The organism is Streptococcus cristatus ATCC 51100 (assembly GCF_011612585.1).
GTDB classification, from domain to species: domain Bacteria; phylum Bacillota; class Bacilli; order Lactobacillales; family Streptococcaceae; genus Streptococcus; species Streptococcus cristatus_H.
This window is the reverse complement of sequence record NZ_CP050133.1, coordinates 603174-619620: the sequence shown is the minus strand read 5'-3', so window position 1 is coordinate 619620 and position 16447 is coordinate 603174. Positions and strand designations below refer to the sequence as shown.

At 43.7% G+C, this 16447-nt stretch carries 18 protein-coding genes; all 18 read right to left on the bottom strand.

Features of this window, described 5'->3' with window-relative positions; genetic code table 11:
* Positions 1 to 29 precede the first annotated feature (29 nt).
* Positions 30 to 758, bottom strand: a complete 729-nt coding sequence (locus tag HBA50_RS03175) for a metallophosphoesterase (RefSeq protein ID WP_045501093.1) — start codon at positions 756 to 758, stop codon at positions 30 to 32.
* Positions 759 to 810: 52 nt separating this feature from the next.
* Positions 811 to 2469: a DNA repair protein RecN gene (gene recN / locus HBA50_RS03170; RefSeq protein ID WP_045501090.1), complete on the bottom strand. Its 1659-nt coding sequence runs from the start codon at positions 2467 to 2469 to the stop codon at positions 811 to 813.
* Between the two features lie 8 nt (positions 2470 to 2477).
* Positions 2478 to 2909, bottom strand: a complete 432-nt coding sequence (locus HBA50_RS03165) for an arginine repressor (RefSeq protein WP_045501088.1) — start codon at positions 2907 to 2909, stop codon at positions 2478 to 2480.
* Positions 2893 to 3717, bottom strand: a complete 825-nt coding sequence (locus HBA50_RS03160; RefSeq protein WP_045501086.1) for a TlyA family RNA methyltransferase — start codon at positions 3715 to 3717, stop codon at positions 2893 to 2895. Before HBA50_RS03160 ends, HBA50_RS03165 begins: the two co-directional genes overlap by 17 nt.
* On the bottom strand, positions 3710 to 4585 hold the full coding sequence (locus HBA50_RS03155; protein ID WP_045501084.1) for a polyprenyl synthetase family protein: 876 nt from the start codon (positions 4583 to 4585) through the stop codon (positions 3710 to 3712). Before HBA50_RS03155 ends, HBA50_RS03160 begins: the two co-directional genes overlap by 8 nt.
* Positions 4582 to 4794 carry an exodeoxyribonuclease VII small subunit gene (locus tag HBA50_RS03150; protein WP_045501082.1) on the bottom strand — a complete coding sequence of 71 codons (213 nt, stop codon included), beginning with the start codon at positions 4792 to 4794 and terminating at the stop codon, positions 4582 to 4584. The genes HBA50_RS03155 and HBA50_RS03150 overlap by 4 nt, the downstream gene beginning before the upstream one ends.
* Entirely contained in the window at positions 4772 to 6112 is a 1341-nt protein-coding gene (gene xseA / locus HBA50_RS03145) for an exodeoxyribonuclease VII large subunit (RefSeq protein WP_045501081.1), read from the bottom strand. Before xseA ends, HBA50_RS03150 begins: the two co-directional genes overlap by 23 nt.
* A 101-nt stretch (positions 6113 to 6213) precedes the next feature.
* Positions 6214 to 6438 (bottom strand): helix-turn-helix domain-containing protein, encoded by a 225-nt coding sequence (locus HBA50_RS03140; protein ID WP_045501079.1) that lies wholly within the window; start codon positions 6436 to 6438, stop codon positions 6214 to 6216.
* A gap of 221 nt (positions 6439 to 6659) precedes the next feature.
* Positions 6660 to 7502 carry an NAD(P)H-hydrate dehydratase gene (locus HBA50_RS03135; RefSeq protein WP_045501078.1) on the bottom strand — a complete coding sequence of 281 codons (843 nt, stop codon included), beginning with the start codon at positions 7500 to 7502 and terminating at the stop codon, positions 6660 to 6662.
* Positions 7503 to 8320: 818 nt separating this feature from the next.
* Positions 8321 to 9031: an ABC transporter ATP-binding protein gene (locus HBA50_RS03130; protein WP_045501076.1), complete on the bottom strand. Its 711-nt coding sequence runs from the start codon at positions 9029 to 9031 to the stop codon at positions 8321 to 8323.
* Positions 9031 to 9795, bottom strand: coding sequence for an ABC transporter ATP-binding protein (locus tag HBA50_RS03125; RefSeq protein ID WP_005589509.1), 765 nt, complete (start codon positions 9793 to 9795; stop codon positions 9031 to 9033). Before HBA50_RS03125 ends, HBA50_RS03130 begins: the two co-directional genes overlap by 1 nt.
* The gene (locus HBA50_RS03120; protein WP_005589507.1) at positions 9795 to 10748 is read right to left on the bottom strand and encodes a branched-chain amino acid ABC transporter permease; all 954 of its coding nucleotides are present in this window, start codon (positions 10746 to 10748) and stop codon (positions 9795 to 9797) included. Before HBA50_RS03120 ends, HBA50_RS03125 begins: the two co-directional genes overlap by 1 nt.
* A 3-nt stretch (positions 10749 to 10751) precedes the next feature.
* Positions 10752 to 11633: a branched-chain amino acid ABC transporter permease gene (locus HBA50_RS03115; RefSeq protein ID WP_005589506.1), complete on the bottom strand. Its 882-nt coding sequence runs from the start codon at positions 11631 to 11633 to the stop codon at positions 10752 to 10754.
* A gap of 139 nt (positions 11634 to 11772) precedes the next feature.
* Positions 11773 to 12933 carry an ABC transporter substrate-binding protein gene (locus HBA50_RS03110; RefSeq protein WP_045501074.1) on the bottom strand — a complete coding sequence of 387 codons (1161 nt, stop codon included), beginning with the start codon at positions 12931 to 12933 and terminating at the stop codon, positions 11773 to 11775.
* A gap of 99 nt (positions 12934 to 13032) precedes the next feature.
* On the bottom strand, positions 13033 to 13302 hold the full coding sequence (locus tag HBA50_RS03105; protein ID WP_015605184.1) for a DUF2129 domain-containing protein: 270 nt from the start codon (positions 13300 to 13302) through the stop codon (positions 13033 to 13035).
* A gap of 86 nt (positions 13303 to 13388) precedes the next feature.
* A complete protein-coding gene (locus tag HBA50_RS03100) occupies positions 13389 to 13979 on the bottom strand; it encodes an ATP-dependent Clp protease proteolytic subunit (RefSeq protein WP_015605185.1) in 591 nt (196 codons plus the stop codon).
* A 171-nt stretch (positions 13980 to 14150) separates the two neighbouring features.
* The gene (upp, locus tag HBA50_RS03095; protein WP_015605186.1) at positions 14151 to 14780 is read right to left on the bottom strand and encodes a uracil phosphoribosyltransferase; all 630 of its coding nucleotides are present in this window, start codon (positions 14778 to 14780) and stop codon (positions 14151 to 14153) included.
* 156 nt (positions 14781 to 14936) lie between these two features.
* Positions 14937 to 16445 carry a signal recognition particle-docking protein FtsY gene (gene ftsY, locus HBA50_RS03090; RefSeq protein ID WP_015605187.1) on the bottom strand — a complete coding sequence of 503 codons (1509 nt, stop codon included), beginning with the start codon at positions 16443 to 16445 and terminating at the stop codon, positions 14937 to 14939.
* Between the last annotated feature and the right edge of the window lie 2 nt (positions 16446 to 16447).

Below are 16447 nucleotides of genomic sequence, written 5' to 3'. Positions count from 1 at the left end.
TACACTATTTGGCATTTGTAGACAGCTTCTCAGTCCTCCGCAGCAAAACCGTCATTTCTAATCGCATACTGCTCTATGATGCCATTATGACCAAAGAGAACTCCGTGGAGGACTCCGCCATAAACAGCTCCGCCATCCATGCCAATCTTGCCATCCTCAGTCATCCATAGCTGATCAGTTCCCGGTGCCTTATGCAAGAGGTAAAATGTCGGTGTATGGCCAAAGACAATCCTTTTGCCAGTCTGATTGCTGCCTTCATGAAATGGCGCGCGAATCCAAACTTTTTGATAATCACTGGTCTCTCGCCAGTCTTTCAGCTCCAAATCTAGGCCGGCATGGACAAAAATGTACTGCTCTGTCTCCAATAGGAAAGGCATCTGGCGAATAAAATCTACTAAATCTACCGCCTCCGTCTTGACACGTTCCGCGTCTGCCACTCCATCTACAGGAGCATTGAGAGGCCGGCCTAAAAGCGAATTAATTGTCGTATCTCCGCCATTGCGTCGATAGTGGTCATAAGACTTTTCAGGATTGTCCAGCCAAGTCAGAAACATATACTCATGATTGCCAGACAGACAAACAGCTCCTTCTTGGTCCACTAAGTCCTTGACCCGCTCCAAAACTGCTCGGCTGTCTTCGCCACGATCGATCAAATCGCCTAGAAAGACTAGTTGGCTACGACCGTCCCAATGCTGGAGCAATTCATCAAGCATGCCAGCCTTGCCATGGACATCACCAATTGCAAAATATTCTGTCATACGCGCCACCTTCTAAAGGAGACCGAAACACTAGTGTCTCAGTCTCGCTTGTTTATTTCTTTAATAATTCTTTGGCTTGAGTCAAAGCAGCCTCCGTCACATCTTCACCAGCCAGCATCTTAGCAACTTCCTGAACACGCTCGTCAGCCGTCAGCAGGCGAACCGTCGAGACGGTCGAATTCTCATCCGAAATCTTCTCAATAAAGAACTGATAATCGGCAATCGCAATGACCTGCGGCAGATGGGAAATTGCCAAGACTTGACCGTTGGAGCCAATCTTGTAAATCTTCTGAGCGATGGCTTGAGCCACACGGCCAGAAACGCCCGTATCCACTTCGTCAAAAACAATGCTGGTCTTGCCTTCCTTACGAGAAAAAGCTGACTTGATAGCCAACATGAGACGGGAGAGTTCGCCGCCAGAGGCAACCTTCACCAAAGGTTTGAAATCCTCTCCCGGATTGGCTGAGATGTAAAACTCTACTTGCTCATTTCCTTCACGGTTGAACTTGCCCTTACTGAACTGTACTTTAAAGCGCGCCTTTTCCATGTAAAGTTCTTGCAACTCCTGCTTGATTTCCGCTTCCAGCTGGGCTGCTAGACCATGACGAGCCTGACTCAGCTCCTGGGCCAGCTCTACCAGCTCTCTCTCCAAGGTCTTCAGCTCTCGGTCCATATCCTCTGAGGACAAGTTGCTGCCAGTTAAAAGGCTGTATTCTTTGGAAATCTGAGCAAAGTATTCCAGCACATCATCTACTTGGCCGCCGTATTTACGGGTGATGCTGTTAATCAAGTCTAAGCGACTCTCCACTTGCAGCAGCCGATCTCCGTCAAAGTCCAGTCCATCCAAAATATCCTCTAGGCGCTTGCTGACATCTTCCAAGACATAATAAGTCTCTGACAAGCTACCAGACAGTTCCTTGTAGGCTGGATCGTAATCCTCGATAGACTCAAGGTCATTCATAGCTGAGCGGACATTGGTCAAACTGGAAAAGTCTTCATTATCCAGCATAGTATAGGCGTTGGTCAGCGTATCGGCAATTAGCTTGTGGTTGAGCAAACGATCTCGCTCCTGATGCAGGGCAGTATCTTCACCGCTTTTTAGGGCTGCACTTTCGATCTCCGCCATCTGGAACTCCAGCATCTCAATTCTGGCCTTATGCTCCTGCTGATTTTTCTGCAGAGTCAGGACTTGCTTACGCAGGCTTCGATAGCGGTCAAAGGTTTCCTGATAGCGGCCTTTGAGATGCAAAAAGTCTGCTGAGCCAAACTCATCTAGCATGGCAATATGAAGCTGGGGTCTCATCAGCTCTTCCTGATCATGCTGACCATGGATATCCACCAAGTGCTGGCCGACAGCCTTTAGAACAGATAAATTAACCATCTGGCCATTGATACGGCTGACACTGCGGCCGTTTTGCAGAATTTCCCGACGGATAATCAGCTCATCGGTCAGCTCCCAGCCCTGCTCCTCAAAAATCTCTCGCAAAGCTCGGCTATTTTCCAGCGAAAAAAGTCCCTCTATCTCAGCTTTGGGCGCTCCATGGCGAATCACATCCGTCGTCGCACGACTACCTAGCATCATGTTCATGGCGTCAATAATAATAGACTTGCCGGCTCCGGTTTCCCCGGTCAAAACCGTCATACCTTGCTCAAAATTAAGGGAAATCTCCTCAATAATGGCAAAATTTTTAATTGAAATTTCTAATAACATAGGCTTTCCTACCAATTATTGATTTCAGCCGTGACTTTTTGGGCTGCACTTTCACTCACTGCAACGATTAGGATACTGTCATTATCCGCAATGATGCTGAAAACTTCCTCAGCAAATTCTTTACTCAGATGGCGCTTGACTACCGCCGCACTCCCTGGCACCAGATTGAGATTGAGCATATTTCCTAGATTTTGACAGGCCAAAATATTATTTTCAGCCAGCTTCAGACTATTGGTAGCTGTTTTGGGAAGATCATAGATATAGGTATTATCTTTAAAAGGGATTTTTACAATCCCTAGCTCCTTGATATCTCGTGAAACCGTTGCCTGTGTCGCTGTAATTCCAGATTCCCTGAGATGTTCCACAATTTCCTCTTGGGTACCAATCTCAAATTCACTGACAAATCGTCTGATTTTCTCTAATCTATCTTTCTTCTTCATCTTTAAATTCCTTGTGGGCTGCCTCTACGACAGCAACTAAGTCTTGCTCCAAGTCATTTTTCGGCTGCTCACTTTTCTCCAGAAAGGCTAAAAATTCAACATTGCCATGCCCACCCTGAATCGGAGAAAAATCCAATCCTTTGACTGAAAAACCCGCTTCCAGCATAGAGGCTGTCACGGTTTCCAGCACCGCCAAATGAACCTTCTTGTCCTTGATAATCCCCTTCTTGCCAATCTGCTCGCGGCCAGCCTCGAACTGAGGCTTGATCAAAGCCACGACCTGACCTCCCTCTTCTAAAATCTGATAGAGGGCCGGCAAAATCAAGCTAAGCGAGATAAAGCTGACATCAATGCTGGCAAAGCTGGGCCGAAAGTTAAAATCAGCTGGCTCGGCATAGCGAAAATTGAACTGCTCCATGCTGACAACCCGTTCGTCTTGGCGGAGTTTCCAGGCTAACTGGTTGGTGCCGACATCAACAGCATAGACTAGTCGTGCTCCCGCCTGCAACATGACATCGGTAAATCCTCCAGTTGAAGCTCCGATATCCAAGGCCACTCGTTCTGCCACCGAAAGGCCAAAGACTTGCAAAGCCTTTTCTAATTTTAGGCCGCCCCGACTGACATACTTAAGTTTTTCTCCCTTGAGCTTGAGCTCTGTTCCATCATCGATTTTTTCACCTGGCTTATCAAAGCGCTCTCCATTCGCAAGTGACACGACCAGACCAGCCATCACTCCACGCTTGGCCTGTTCTCGGGTCTCAAAGAGGCCTTGTCGATAGGCCAGTACATCCACTCTTTCCTTAGCCATCCAGTCTCAAACTTTCTATTATTTTTTGAATTTCTTCCGCTGAAAAATCACTTTCTTTTTCTAGTTGCTCCAGCAGGCTTTTTGCTTGTTCCAGCGTTTCATCGAAAAAGTCTCTGGCTCCATCTAAGCCTAGCAAGGCTGGATAAGTTGATTTCTCAGCCGCCAGATCCTTCTGCGGTGTCTTACCGATCTGCTCAAAACTAGCCGTCACATCTAAAATATCATCCCGCACCTGAAAAGCCAAACCCAAGAGCTCTCCCGCCTGACGAAGCTTCCCTAGAACTGATTGACCAGTCTGAGCAATGATCCCAGCCGCTACAAAAGGATAGGCCAAGAGCTTACCTGTCTTATTGGCATGGATGGTCTGGAGCTGATCCATGGTCAACTTGCGGCCTTCTCCCTGCATATCCAAAACCTGCCCAGCCACCATACCAAAGGAGCCAGCCGCCAGAGACAGCTCTGCTATCAGCTCCACCTTGACCTGACTAGGGAGCTCTGCCATTGCCACCAACCCATAAGGATCCAAAAAGAGAGAATCTCCAGCCAAAATGGCCATATCCTCCCCAAATTTCTTGTGGCTGGTCAGACGGCCTCGGCGGTAGTCATCATTATCCATAGCTGGCAAATCATCATGGATCAGGCTGCCAGTGTGAATCATCTCCAGAGCTGCTGCCACCTGAAAGTGAGCGGGAGTTAATTCCAGACCAAATCCCTCCAGCAACTCCAAAAGCAAGAGAGGGCGGATCCGCTTGCCACCAGCCTCGACAGAATAGAGAATGGTCTCAGTCAAATCCGCTGACACTTCCTTGACCTGATAAAAATCTTGAATCGTCAGGCCAATTTGCCTGATTTTAAACTCTCTTGTCATTCCATATCCGTTTCTTTGCCATCAGCCTGCATGACCTTGACCAAGGTCTTTTCTGCCTGATCTAGCGTCTTTTGCAAGTCTTTAGACAGCTGCATGCCCTTCTGGAATTCAGCGATTGCCTCTTCCAAGGCCACATCCCCATTTTCCAGCTTCTGGACAATAGCTTCCAAATCAGCTAAATTTTCTTCAAATTTCTTGTCTTTTGACATCTTTTACCTCAACTTGGACTTGACCATCCCGCATGAGAATGGTCAGCTGGTCCTTCTCCTTGATATCCTGACTGGACTCGATTACTGTTTCATTTTTTTGGATAATAGCATAGCCCCGCGCTACAATGCGACTGGTATCCAGCATGAGTAGCGCATCTGACAGCCGCTTGGCTTCAGCCACCTTATGGTCATAGATAATCGCCATATTGCTACGCAACAAGCGTTCTTGCTGGTGAACCTGCTCCTGATAGCGCTGCACCTGTCGCAGAGGTGACAGAGACTCCAAGCGATGCTGGAGAATCTTGACCTGTTGGACTTCTTCACTATAATATTCGCGAATTTTTTGCTTTAAACGCAGATTAAGCTGGTCTAACTTTTGCAGATAGCCATCATAAAGTCGCTCTGGCTGCCGAAAAATAACAGAGGAAGCCAGCTTGTCCAAGCGTTCCCGCTGGTAAGCCAGACGATTTAAAGCTGCATTTGCCAGACGATTTTGCTGCTGACTCAAATGCCCCAGAAGATCCAGCTTGGTGACTGGCGTTGCCAATTCAGCTGCTGCTGTGGGAGTTGCTGCTCGTCGGTCTGCCACAAAGTCAGCCAGCGTCGTGTCCGTTTCATGGCCCACACTGGAAATAATCGGAATCTGGGACTCAAATATAGCTCGTACGACGATTTCTTCATTAAAAGCCCAAAGATCCTCGATGGATCCGCCGCCCCGACCAATAATCAAAACATCCAAATCTTCCCGCTCATTGGCTCGACGAATATTGGTCGCCACCTCGGCAGCAGCTCCTTCGCCCTGAACCTTGGTCGGAAAAAGCAGGATGTCCACGCCAGGAAAACGGCGACTGACTGTCGTGATGATATCTCGGATGACAGCTCCACTAGGACTGGTCACCACCCCAATTTTCTTAGGAAATTGAGGCAAGGCTTGTTTAAATTTATCTTGAAAAAGACCTTCTTCTCCCAGTTTTTTCTTGAGCTGCTCGAACTGAACAGCCAAGGCGCCAATGCCGTCTGGCTCGGCCTTTTCAATGACAATCGAATAGGAACCACTTGGTTCATAGAGCTGCACACGACCAATGACATTGACCTTCATGCCCTCTTCTAGTTCAAAACCAAGCTTTTTATAGACACCTGACCAGATAGTCGCCTGAATCACTGCCTTCTCATCCTTGAGGGAAAAATACTGGTGATTGGGACGCTTGCGAAAATTAGAGACCTGACCTGTCAGATAAACCCGCTCCAAATAAGGATCTCGGTCAAACTTCATCTTCAGATAACGGGTCAAAGTAGAAACCGATAAATAATCTGGCATGCCACTCTCTTTCTATTTTCTAGTATTTGCGTGACTTTTATTATACCAAAAAATTGAGGAAGTCAGTGCTTCCAAGTTCTCAATTTTCAGGATAAAAATCACTAAGATTTTGTACTTTCCTTGATAATTTGATACATTTCGATATGCAACTGTTGCGCAATGAATTCTAAGGTTAGTAAACTAGGAATCGAATCGCCTGCCTCGATCCGAGCAAGCTGTCTGACTGTCAAACGAGTCTCATCTTCACACAGCAATTCTCTTGTCATTTTCCGTTGTTCCCGCAGTTCTCGAATTTTTTTTCCAATTGCTATCCTTAACTCTGACATAAGACTTTTTGCACTTATCCTTTTCTACTAGTTTTTATACTTTTAACTCTCATACTTTGTTTTTATTATAGCACAAAAAAGTTTTCTATCGTATTAACTTTTTTCTATAAATTAAAAAAGTAAATATGTGAGAAAATTGATGAATCCTAGACTTTTCCTAACTAAGGCAAGATTTCCTAATCCACAAAAAGAGGCTCGGATTTTTCCAAGCCTCCCAAGATTTATTGACTAAAATTTTTCATCCAAGTTGAAATTTGTTGACTCAATTCTGTCGGTAATACCACATAAACTTCTTTGGCTAACTCATCCGCAATGGCTGAATGCAAGTAGGTCGCAGCTGTTACTCTTTCAAGAAGTGAAGCCTGCTGAAATTGACCTGCAAAGCCGGCAACCATCCCTGCCAAGGTATCTCCCATACCACCAGTTGCTTGATAGGGACCACCAACCGGCAGTTGATAAATATCCTTTTCTCCACTCTGAAAAACTCGCGTTCCATTCCTTTTCTGTACAACTAGAGTTCCCTTAGGAAATTGGTCAACAGCCTTTTGGCTAGATTTTTCGTCCTGCGACTCGATGGGCAAGCCAGACAAGCTTTCCCATTCTTTCTGGTGAGGGGTAAAAATTGTCTGGGAGTTTGGAAAAGGCAGAGCTTGCTTGGCAAAAAGTGAGATAGCGCCCCCATCCATGATCAAGATTTGTTGCTTGTTTACAAGCTGTAAAACCAGCTGTAGTACCGATTTCTCTAAAGAATTTTTAGCCAAACCCGGTCCGATTAAAATAACAGTAGCCTTGCGGATCTGCTCTATCAGCCGCTCTTGTTCCCGCAAATCAAAGGCCATAGCCTCTGGCAAATGGGCATGGAGGGCAGGAATATTTTCCCGTTCAGTTGCAACAGTCACCAAACCAGCTCCGCTCCTTACTGCGGCCAAGGCAGCCATGATAATAGCCCCTCCGTAGGGATAGGTCCCGCCAATCAAGAGCAGGCGTCCATAGTCACCTTTATGGCTGTCTAGCGATCGATTTATAATAACCTTTTTCAAAAGCCTGTCACTGACTAGTTTCATCTTTCATCCTCTATAATCATTTAAATGTTTTCAAAAACCAATATTACTCGCTCGAGCAAACCAAGCAAAGAAACTCGACTACCATTTTCTATCCCTGATAGGCATATCTTTATTGAATTCTAGTTGCGTAAGAGAATGATATAAAGCCGAACAGACAACAGCTTCTTTCTTCACTTCAAAATCAAAAGCTAAAATGACTCTCCATCTCGCCAGTTATCGCCTATAAGCATATCCTATACTTTGACAAATTATTTCCGAAATTTCCAATCTTTATTTCGACCCGAGCAATTTTTCTTCTCCCATATTTTACCATATTTTCGCTTGATACTTAAAATGAAGAAATAAATTCAGAGCAAGATTTCTGTGGGACTATTACATTGCTTACTACCACAGTACCTAAAAAAATGGAGACTTTCATCAAAGAAAACTATACCACGAAACTCTAGCCTCATCTAAAAAGGGCCCAGCGGATTTTTAAAAACATGCAGCTGCTAATGTAACTTTTTAGTTGTAATCAAAAACGACTATCGGCTCATCCAAATAAACAAATTTATCTTGAAAACAAAAAAGGTCCACTGGACCTTAATAAGCGAAAACTCGCTGCCACGAGTTCCCATCTGCAACCTGAAACAATCCACTGGACATTTTGACGAAAACCTCGTTTTCTTTATCTGCAACTTAAAAAGGTCCACTGGACCTTTTCTAAATGTTAAGTTACTATCATAACTTTCTATCAACAACCTAAAAATGTCTCCCAGACATTTTGACGAAAACCTCGTTTTCTTTATCCGCAACTTAAAAAGGTCCACTGGACCTTTTTAACCACCTAGATATGCTTTGCGGACTTCGTCAGAAGCGAGGAGCTCTTGGCCTGTTCCAGATAGAACGATTTTTCCTGTTTCAAGAACATAACCACGGTCTGCGATAGATAGTGCTTTATTGGCATTTTGCTCAATCAAAAGCACAGTTGTCCCCTGCTTTTGGATATCTTGAATGATATCAAAGATTTCTTGGATGAAAATTGGAGCCAGCCCCATTGACGGCTCGTCCAAGAGTAAGAGCTTAGGCGTAGACATGAGCGCTCGTCCCATAGCTAGCATCTGCTGCTCACCACCAGATAGGGTCGCTGCATCTTGGTTCTTACGCTCTTCCAAGCGTGGAAAACGAGAGAAGACCTTTTTGAGATTGGCTTGATTTTCTTCACGATTTTTCTTAAGAAAGGCTCCCATTTCAAGATTTTCCAAAACGGTCAGGCCTGGAAAGACATGGCGCCCTTCTGGAACCTGTGAAAGCCCTGCAGCCACAATCTTTTGAGCAGGAACTTTTTGAATTTCATTGCCTAAAAATTCAATCTTCCCAGCACTTGGGCGAACCAAACCAGAGATCGTGCGGAGGATGGTCGTTTTACCAGCACCATTGGCACCGATAAGGGAAACAACCTCTCCTTCGTTGACTTCAAAACTGACATCACGGACAGCCTGAATCATGCCATAGTGGACAGATAGATTTTCAACTTTGAGCATGGACATTAGGCTTCACCTCCTAGATAAGCTTCAATAACGCGTTTGTCATTCTTAATCTCATCTGGTGTGCCGTGGGCAATCAAGCGACCGTATTCTAGTACGTAGATGCGCTCAGTTACTTCCATAACCAGACTCATATCATGCTCAATCAGCATGATGGTAATATTAAATTCATTTTTAATCCGACGGATCAGGGCAGTCAGCTCAGCTGTTTCCTGTGGATTCATCCCAGCAGCTGGCTCATCCAAGAAGAGAATCTTTGGCTCTGTGGCAAGCGCTCGGACAATCTCCAGACGACGCTGTTGACCATAAGCCAAATTTTTAGCCAAGGTTTCTGCTTCCTTATCCAAGTCAAAGATAGCCAGCAATTCTAGAGCTTTTGCTTTCAATTCCTCTTCATTTTTATAAAATGCTGGAAGACGGAAGAAAGAAGCCAACACATGAGGTTTATGATGATTACCGAAAGCAATCAGTACATTATCCAACACTGTCAAATCTTTAAAAAGACGAATATTTTGGAAAGTCCGGCTGAGACCCAGTGTTGCAATCTTGTAAGGTGTTTTGCCATTCAGCAAATGACCATCCAAAGTAACCGTTCCCTCACTCGGTTCATAAACACCTGTCAAAAGGTTGAAAAGAGTTGTTTTTCCAGCACCGTTAGGCCCGATAAGACCGACCAGTTCCCCTTCGTTTAATTCCAGAGTCACGTCACTAACAGCTGTTAGTCCTCCAAAATTTTTGGTTAATTTTTTTACATCAAGAAGTGCCATTATTCTTTGACCTCCTTATTCTTTTTAAAGAGCTTAGCCAAGCTAAATTCCCAAGTACCAAGCAAGCCGCCTGGACGGAAAATCATCACCAAGATCAGGGCAAGCGAATAAACAATCATCCGAACACTTGAGATATCTTGTAAAAGCATATTGAGGATACCCAATACTACTGCCGCAACGATTGCTCCAGTCATTGATCCAAGGCCGCCAAAAACGACGATAATCAGGACATTGATTGTATTGATAAAGGAATAGTCTTTTGGTACAACAGAGCCAACAAATCCAGCCTGCAAAGAACCTGCAATAGAAGCTGTAATGGCTCCAAAAACGAAAGCAATGACTTTAATTTTTGTTGTATTGACACCGACAGACTCTGCCGCAATCTCGTCTTCACGAACAGACAAGGTGCTACGTCCGATAGGACTGCGGAGGAAGTTAAGAGTCAAAATAGTTGTAATTACGACAAAGACATAAACCAACTGCCAAGAGGTAAAGTTAGGAATGGATAGGATACCTGCCGCACCATTAGTCAGGTCACCTCCATTGACAATCAGAATCCGGATAATTTCAGAAACACCAAGGGTCGCAATCGCCAAATAGTCTCCCTTTAAGCGCAGGGTCGGAATACCAACAAGCAGGGCCACAGCACCCGCAATCACAGCGCCAACCAACATAGCAATAAAGAAAGTGCCATAGTTTGGAGATTTAGAGCCCATAATAGCTACTGCATAGGCACCAATGGCCATAAAGCCAGCATGCCCAAGCGAGAATTGCCCAGAAAAACCAACGATAAGATTGAGGCCAACAGCCAAGATAATATTAATCCCAATCTGCTCAAAGATTTGCAGATAGAAAGGATTGAGAATACCTGTGCTAGCAAGCACTGTCATCAATAGATAGCCAAAGAGGATCAGAGCAAGCCATAACGCATTTACTTTTAAATTATTTTTCATACATTACACCTTCTCTTTCACGTTTTTACCTAGAATACCAGCTGGACGAACCAATAGAATGATAATCAAGATCGCATACACAATCGCATCACGGAAATCTGACAGTCCAACTGCTGTTGCAAAAGTTTCCAAGAGGCCGATTACAAAACCACCCAAAGCTGCCCCAGGGATGATACCAATTCCTCCCAAAACTGCCGCAACGAAGGACTTGATACCTGGTGTCATTCCCATCAGTGGCTCAAGTGAGTTGTAGTAAAGAGCAATCAGCACCCCTGCTGCTCCTGCCAAGGCTGAACCCAAGGCAAAAGTAAAGCTGATCGTACGATTGACATTAATCCCCATCAGCTGGGCAGCATCGCTATCCACGGAAACAGCCCGCATAGCTTTACCCATTTTCGTCTTTTGCACAATAAACTGCAAACCAACCATGAGTAAAATAGAAATTCCCAAAATCATCAATTGAATATTGGAAATCGAAATTGGCCCAAGCGTATAACGCACTGTTTTAATCACTTGAGGGAAGGAACGAGTATTGGCACCTACAAAGAAGACCATCCCGTACTCCAAGAGGAAAGAAACCCCAATTGCTGTGATCAAAGCTGCAATCCGCGTTGAATTGCGCAAAGGACGATAGGCTAAGAACTCAATCACTACACCAAGGATCGCTGTTCCAACCATAGATAAAATAAGGGCTACAAAGAAGTTTAGGTGAAGGGTGTTAATCAGGTAATATCCCATAAAAGCACCAATCATATAAATGTCTCCATGCGCGAAATTAATCAATTTGATAATTCCATAAACCATGGTATAACCCAAGGCTAGAAGCGCATAAACACTCCCCAAAATCAATCCATTAGCCAATTGCTGAAGAAATTGTTCGAGCATTCCACACCACTCTTTCTAATATAAAATAAGAGCAGAAACAACAATCTCAGACGAAGCCTTGTCTTGCCGTCTCTACTCAAACATCATAAGCAAGTAAGAAACAAGTCAAAGACTGGGTTTATCCCCAGCCTCAGACCCTTTATTCAGGTTTAACTGTTTCAACAGTTTCTACTTTACCATCTTTCAAACCAATCATCAAGGCTGTCTTCACAGGATTATGATCTTTATCGATGGTAATAGATCCAGTAACTCCTTCAAAGTCTTTTAACTTAGCAAGGTTATCTTTAATATCTACAGATGTTTTTGCACCCTTAGATGCTTCTGCTGCCATATAAACTGCGTCATATGAAAGGGCTGCAAACATTGAAGGTTCTTCGTTATATTTAGCTTTGTAAGCTGCAACGAATTTCTTCGCTTTATCAGTCATGTCACCTGAAGTTGAGAAACCAGATACATAATAAACATTAGTTGCTGCTGCTGGAGTTGCTTGCTCAACAAACTTGGCATCGCTAAATCCATCAGGTCCAACGATTGTTTGGTTAATTCCCAAACCACGCGCTTGGTTCACCAATTTACCAGCTTCTGTGTAATAACCTGGCACAATCAGTGCATCAAAGTCTTTACCTTTGATTTTTGTCAAAGCAGCTTGGAAGTCTGAGTCACCAGAAGCGAAAGTTTCTGTCGCAACGATTTCACCCTTATATTCTTTCTTGAAAGCTTCTGCCATTCCTTTTGCATAATCGCTTGAATTATCATAGTAGAGAACAACTTTTTTAGCTTTCAAAGTATCAGTTACATATTTAGAAATGATTTTACCTTGGTAACCATCAGTAAAAGTTGCACGGTACAAATAATCTTGTTTATTTGTCAAATCATCTTGTGTTGCACTTGGTGTTACCAAAGGAACTCCTGCTTTACCAGCATTTGCAATTGCGGCAGCTACGGCACCTGAAGTTGCAGGACCAATGATTGTATTAACTTTATCTTGAGTTACCAAGCTTGTAGAAATAGTAGCAGCTTCTGCAGTTTCTGATTTGTTGTCTTTATCAGTTACTTCGATTTTCTTACCGTCTACACCGCCAGCTGCGTTGATTTCATCAACAGCAAGTTGAGCACCGTGTTGTTCTGCAGTACCGTAAGCTGCTACAGCGCCAGTTTCTTCAAAGTTGAAACCGAACTTAAGTGTTTTACCGATTTCTGTTCCAGTAGCAGATGAGTTGTTTGTAGAAACTTCTCCACAGGCTGCTAGAAGCGCAGCACTAGCAAAAGCTACAAGCGAAAGTGCAAATTTTTTCTTCATGAATAATCTCCTCTATTTTGTTTTTTGCTATGTTTGCAAATGATATAGTAAGAATATACCGAATTATCTGACAATTGTCAACCCAAAGAAGACATTTTTTTAAATAATAGCGTTTTCTTGGTTTCTAAATAAACTTCCAACAAAATTCGTATCCAAATTTTGGATCTCGCAAGTCTGGATTTTTTTGATATAGGACTCTTTTGACAGGCTCTCCTTCAGAGAATCTGCCTGATCTTTTGCCACATAAAGCTGCAAATAGCGGTGTTTCTTAGAATGATAAATAATATCTCCAACATGAGCCAGCTTCTTTGCATCGCGATTATAGTATAGATGAATGATGAAACCCATTCGTTCCTCTTTTTTAAACATGACAATCCTCTCTGGTCATTTGTACTCTATTGATTATATCAAAAAAAGCCCGCAAATGGGGCATTTTTCGTAGTTATAAATGAAAACTAGCTAAGATTATTATTAGCCATGATTTCATCGATGAAACCATATTCAAGAGTTTCTTGAGCACTCATCCAGTAATCACGTTCTGCATCTGCATGAATTTGCTCAACCGATTTACCAGAATTATCAGCAAGAATTTGCTCCAAGGTCTTACGAGTCTTGAGCAAATGCTCTGCTGCAATAGCCATATCTGTTTGTTGAGTACCGCCACCAGTACCACCCATTGGCTGGTGGATCATATACTCTGCATTTGGAAGCATGAAACGTTTGCCTTTAGCTCCGCTAGATGCAATGATGGTTCCCATGCTGGCTGCCATTCCCATGACAATTGTCTGCACATCAGACTTAATGAAGTTCATGGTATCTACAATCGCCAATCCCGCTGACACAGAGCCACCAGGAGTATTAACATAAAGATAGATGTCCTTGGTGCTGTCTTGTGCATCTAGGAAAAGCAATTGCGCAATAACAGAATTAGCCATATTGTCCTCAACAGGACCTGTCAGCATGATAATACGGTCTTTTAAAAGGCGTGAGTAAATGTCATAAGAACGCTCACCACGGCTGGTTTGTTCAATAACTACAGGAATCATGAATATTTTCTCCTTCATTCGATCTATTCATTATTATATCTTTTTGGTCAAAAAAGGTCAAATATTTGCTTTCTCTGCCGGATGACAGAAAGCAGCGCTAAGTCTATCTTTGATTTGGAAAGCATGAATCCATCGGTTTGGCAGAACTTTCCTTTTTGTAACTTCTAGCTATTATTTTGTACCAAAGAGGCGGTCACCAGCATCTCCGAGACCTGGAACGATGTAGCCGTGTTCATTGAGGTGATCATCAAGGGCAGCAGTGAAGATATCTACATCAGGATGAGCATCCTGCAAGGCTTTGACACCTTCTGGAGCAGACACTAAGCAGACAAAGGTGATGTTGCTTGCGCCACGTTTTTTAAGTGAATCCACAGCCAAAATAGCAGAACCACCCGTAGCCAACATTGGATCGACAACAAAGATTTGACGTTGATCAATGTCTTCTGGCAATTTCACCAAATATTCAACGGGCTTCAGGGTTTCTTCATCACGGTACATTCCGATGTGGCCGACTTTAGCAGCAGGAACCAAGCTCAGGAGACCATCCACCATACCGATACCAGCCCGCAAGATTGGGACAATAGCCAATTTTTTCCCTGCAATCTGCTTTTGAACTGTTTTCGTAATTGGTGTTTCAATTTCTACATCTTCAAGTGGTAAATCGCGCAAAACTTCGTATCCCATCAGCATTGCGATTTCATCTACTAATTCACGAAAAGCTTTAGTAGAGGTATCTGTACGACGCAAGATAGACAATTTATGCTGAATGAGCGGATGAGCGATAACTTCAAGTTTTCCCATGATTGGATTTCCTTCTTTCATTTTATTCTTCTTATTATATCAAAAAAGAAGAAAAAAGGCTTGCAACAAGCAAACCTTTTCATCCATTTTAGTTACTTTTTGATAGAAGAGTTTGATTTCAATTTAGGCTTTATCAAATCACCATCAGATAGACTATTACACCAAACCTTCTAAGAGGCCTCTCATAAAGTTCTCAGAATTAAACTCGCCGATATCGTCAATTTTCTCGCCAAAACCAATCAGTTTCACTGGAATATCCAATTCCTGACGAATGGCAAGAACAACACCACCGCGCGCAGTTCCGTCAATCTTAGTCAGGACAATACCTGTCACAGGCGTAATTTTTGAAAATTCCTTGGCCTGAACCAGCGCATTTTGACCCGTAGAGGCATCCAAAGCTAGAAAGGTTTCGTGCGGCGCTGCTGGATCTACCCTCTTGATAATGCGACCGATTTTTTCCAGCTCTGCCATGAGATTGTCTTTATTTTGCAAGCGACCTGCTGTATCAATCATGAGAATATCAACATTTTCAGCCTTGGCTCTTTCCAAACCGTCAAACACGACACTGGCTGGATCGCTCTTTTCTGGGCCAGTCACAACAGGCACATCGACTCGGCGACCCCACTCAGCCAGCTGGGCAACTGCTCCAGCTCGGAAGGTATCTGCTGCCACCAGCATCACTTTTTTACCTTCTTGCTTGTATTTATAGGCCAATTTACCGATTGAGGTCGTCTTGCCTACGCCATTTACTCCGACAAAGAGCATGACAGTCAAACCGTTTTGGAAATTGATTTTTTCATTAAAGCGGCCATCTTTCTCATAGATATCGACCAATTTTTCAATGATTAGTTGGCGCAAGGCTTCTGGTTTCTTAGCATTTTCCAGGCGTGCTTCATAGCGCAAGTCCTCAGTTAGATTGGAAGCTACCTGCACACCGACATCACTGGTAATCAGCAATTCTTCCAAGTCTTCAAAGAAATCTTCGTCAACTGAGCGGAAATTAGCAAAGAAGGCATTGAGACGAGCACCAAAGCCAGTCCGCGTCTTTTTTAGACTGCGGTCATACTTGTCTTGAACACTCTCTTCTTGGTATTCAGTAGAACTCTCAGATGTTTCTGCGGGAGTCAGTTCTTCCTCTGCCTCTTCTCCATACTCGGTCGAGTCTACTTTTGAAGAAGTGCTTGCTTCCTGCTCACTAGATACTTCTTGCTCTGATTCGTAGTTAATTTGCTCTCTCGCTGCAGCCAAACGTTCCTGTAATTCTTGGTAATAATCTCTGCTTTCAGTCGCCGCTTCTGATTCGCTACTACTTTCCAACGCTTGATTTGCTGAAGTTTCAGACTGCTCTTCTGCCTCAGCCAAAACTTGTTCAGGACTTTCCTCGTCTTCAAGCACTGGTTCAGATAAGTCAGCTTGTTGAGTAGTTGGGGCAAATTCCTGCTCAGAAATTGCTGAATCTGTAGACTCTATCTTCTCTTCTAACACAAACTCTACTTCCTGAGTTTCCGCTGTTTCTTCATTGGAAGCAGCAAGAGGCTGGGATTCTGCCTCAAATGGGACTTCAGTCTCTGTAGTCTGATAACTCTCCTCTGCCTGCTCCTCTAACTGGGGCTTTTCTTCAAGTTCCTCTTTTTTACGTCCAAAAAGACGGTCAAATAATCCCATTC

Coding starts and splice junctions, on each gene's coding strand:
- HBA50_RS03175 (WP_045501093.1), bottom strand. CDS start 758: ATGACAGAATATTTTGCAATTGGTGATGTCCATGGCAAGGCTGGCATG.
- recN (WP_045501090.1), bottom strand. CDS start 2,469: ATGTTATTAGAAATTTCAATTAAAAATTTTGCCATTATTGAGGAGATT.
- HBA50_RS03165 (WP_045501088.1), bottom strand. CDS start 2,909: ATGAAGAAGAAAGATAGATTAGAGAAAATCAGACGATTTGTCAGTGAA.
- HBA50_RS03160 (WP_045501086.1), bottom strand. CDS start 3,717: ATGGCTAAGGAAAGAGTGGATGTACTGGCCTATCGACAAGGCCTCTTT.
- HBA50_RS03155 (WP_045501084.1), bottom strand. CDS start 4,585: ATGACAAGAGAGTTTAAAATCAGGCAAATTGGCCTGACGATTCAAGAT.
- HBA50_RS03150 (WP_045501082.1), bottom strand. CDS start 4,794: ATGTCAAAAGACAAGAAATTTGAAGAAAATTTAGCTGATTTGGAAGCT.
- xseA (WP_045501081.1), bottom strand. CDS start 6,112: ATGCCAGATTATTTATCGGTTTCTACTTTGACCCGTTATCTGAAGATG.
- HBA50_RS03140 (WP_045501079.1), bottom strand. CDS start 6,438: ATGTCAGAGTTAAGGATAGCAATTGGAAAAAAAATTCGAGAACTGCGG.
- HBA50_RS03135 (WP_045501078.1), bottom strand. CDS start 7,502: ATGAAACTAGTCAGTGACAGGCTTTTGAAAAAGGTTATTATAAATCGA.
- HBA50_RS03130 (WP_045501076.1), bottom strand. CDS start 9,031: ATGTCCATGCTCAAAGTTGAAAATCTATCTGTCCACTATGGCATGATT.
- HBA50_RS03125 (WP_005589509.1), bottom strand. CDS start 9,795: ATGGCACTTCTTGATGTAAAAAAATTAACCAAAAATTTTGGAGGACTA.
- HBA50_RS03120 (WP_005589507.1), bottom strand. CDS start 10,748: ATGAAAAATAATTTAAAAGTAAATGCGTTATGGCTTGCTCTGATCCTC.
- HBA50_RS03115 (WP_005589506.1), bottom strand. CDS start 11,633: ATGCTCGAACAATTTCTTCAGCAATTGGCTAATGGATTGATTTTGGGG.
- HBA50_RS03110 (WP_045501074.1), bottom strand. CDS start 12,933: ATGAAGAAAAAATTTGCACTTTCGCTTGTAGCTTTTGCTAGTGCTGCG.
- HBA50_RS03105 (WP_015605184.1), bottom strand. CDS start 13,302: ATGTTTAAAAAAGAGGAACGAATGGGTTTCATCATTCATCTATACTAT.
- HBA50_RS03100 (WP_015605185.1), bottom strand. CDS start 13,979: ATGATTCCTGTAGTTATTGAACAAACCAGCCGTGGTGAGCGTTCTTAT.
- upp (WP_015605186.1), bottom strand. CDS start 14,780: ATGGGAAAACTTGAAGTTATCGCTCATCCGCTCATTCAGCATAAATTG.
- ftsY (WP_015605187.1), bottom strand. CDS start 16,445: ATGGGATTATTTGACCGTCTTTTTGGACGTAAAAAAGAGGAACTTGAA.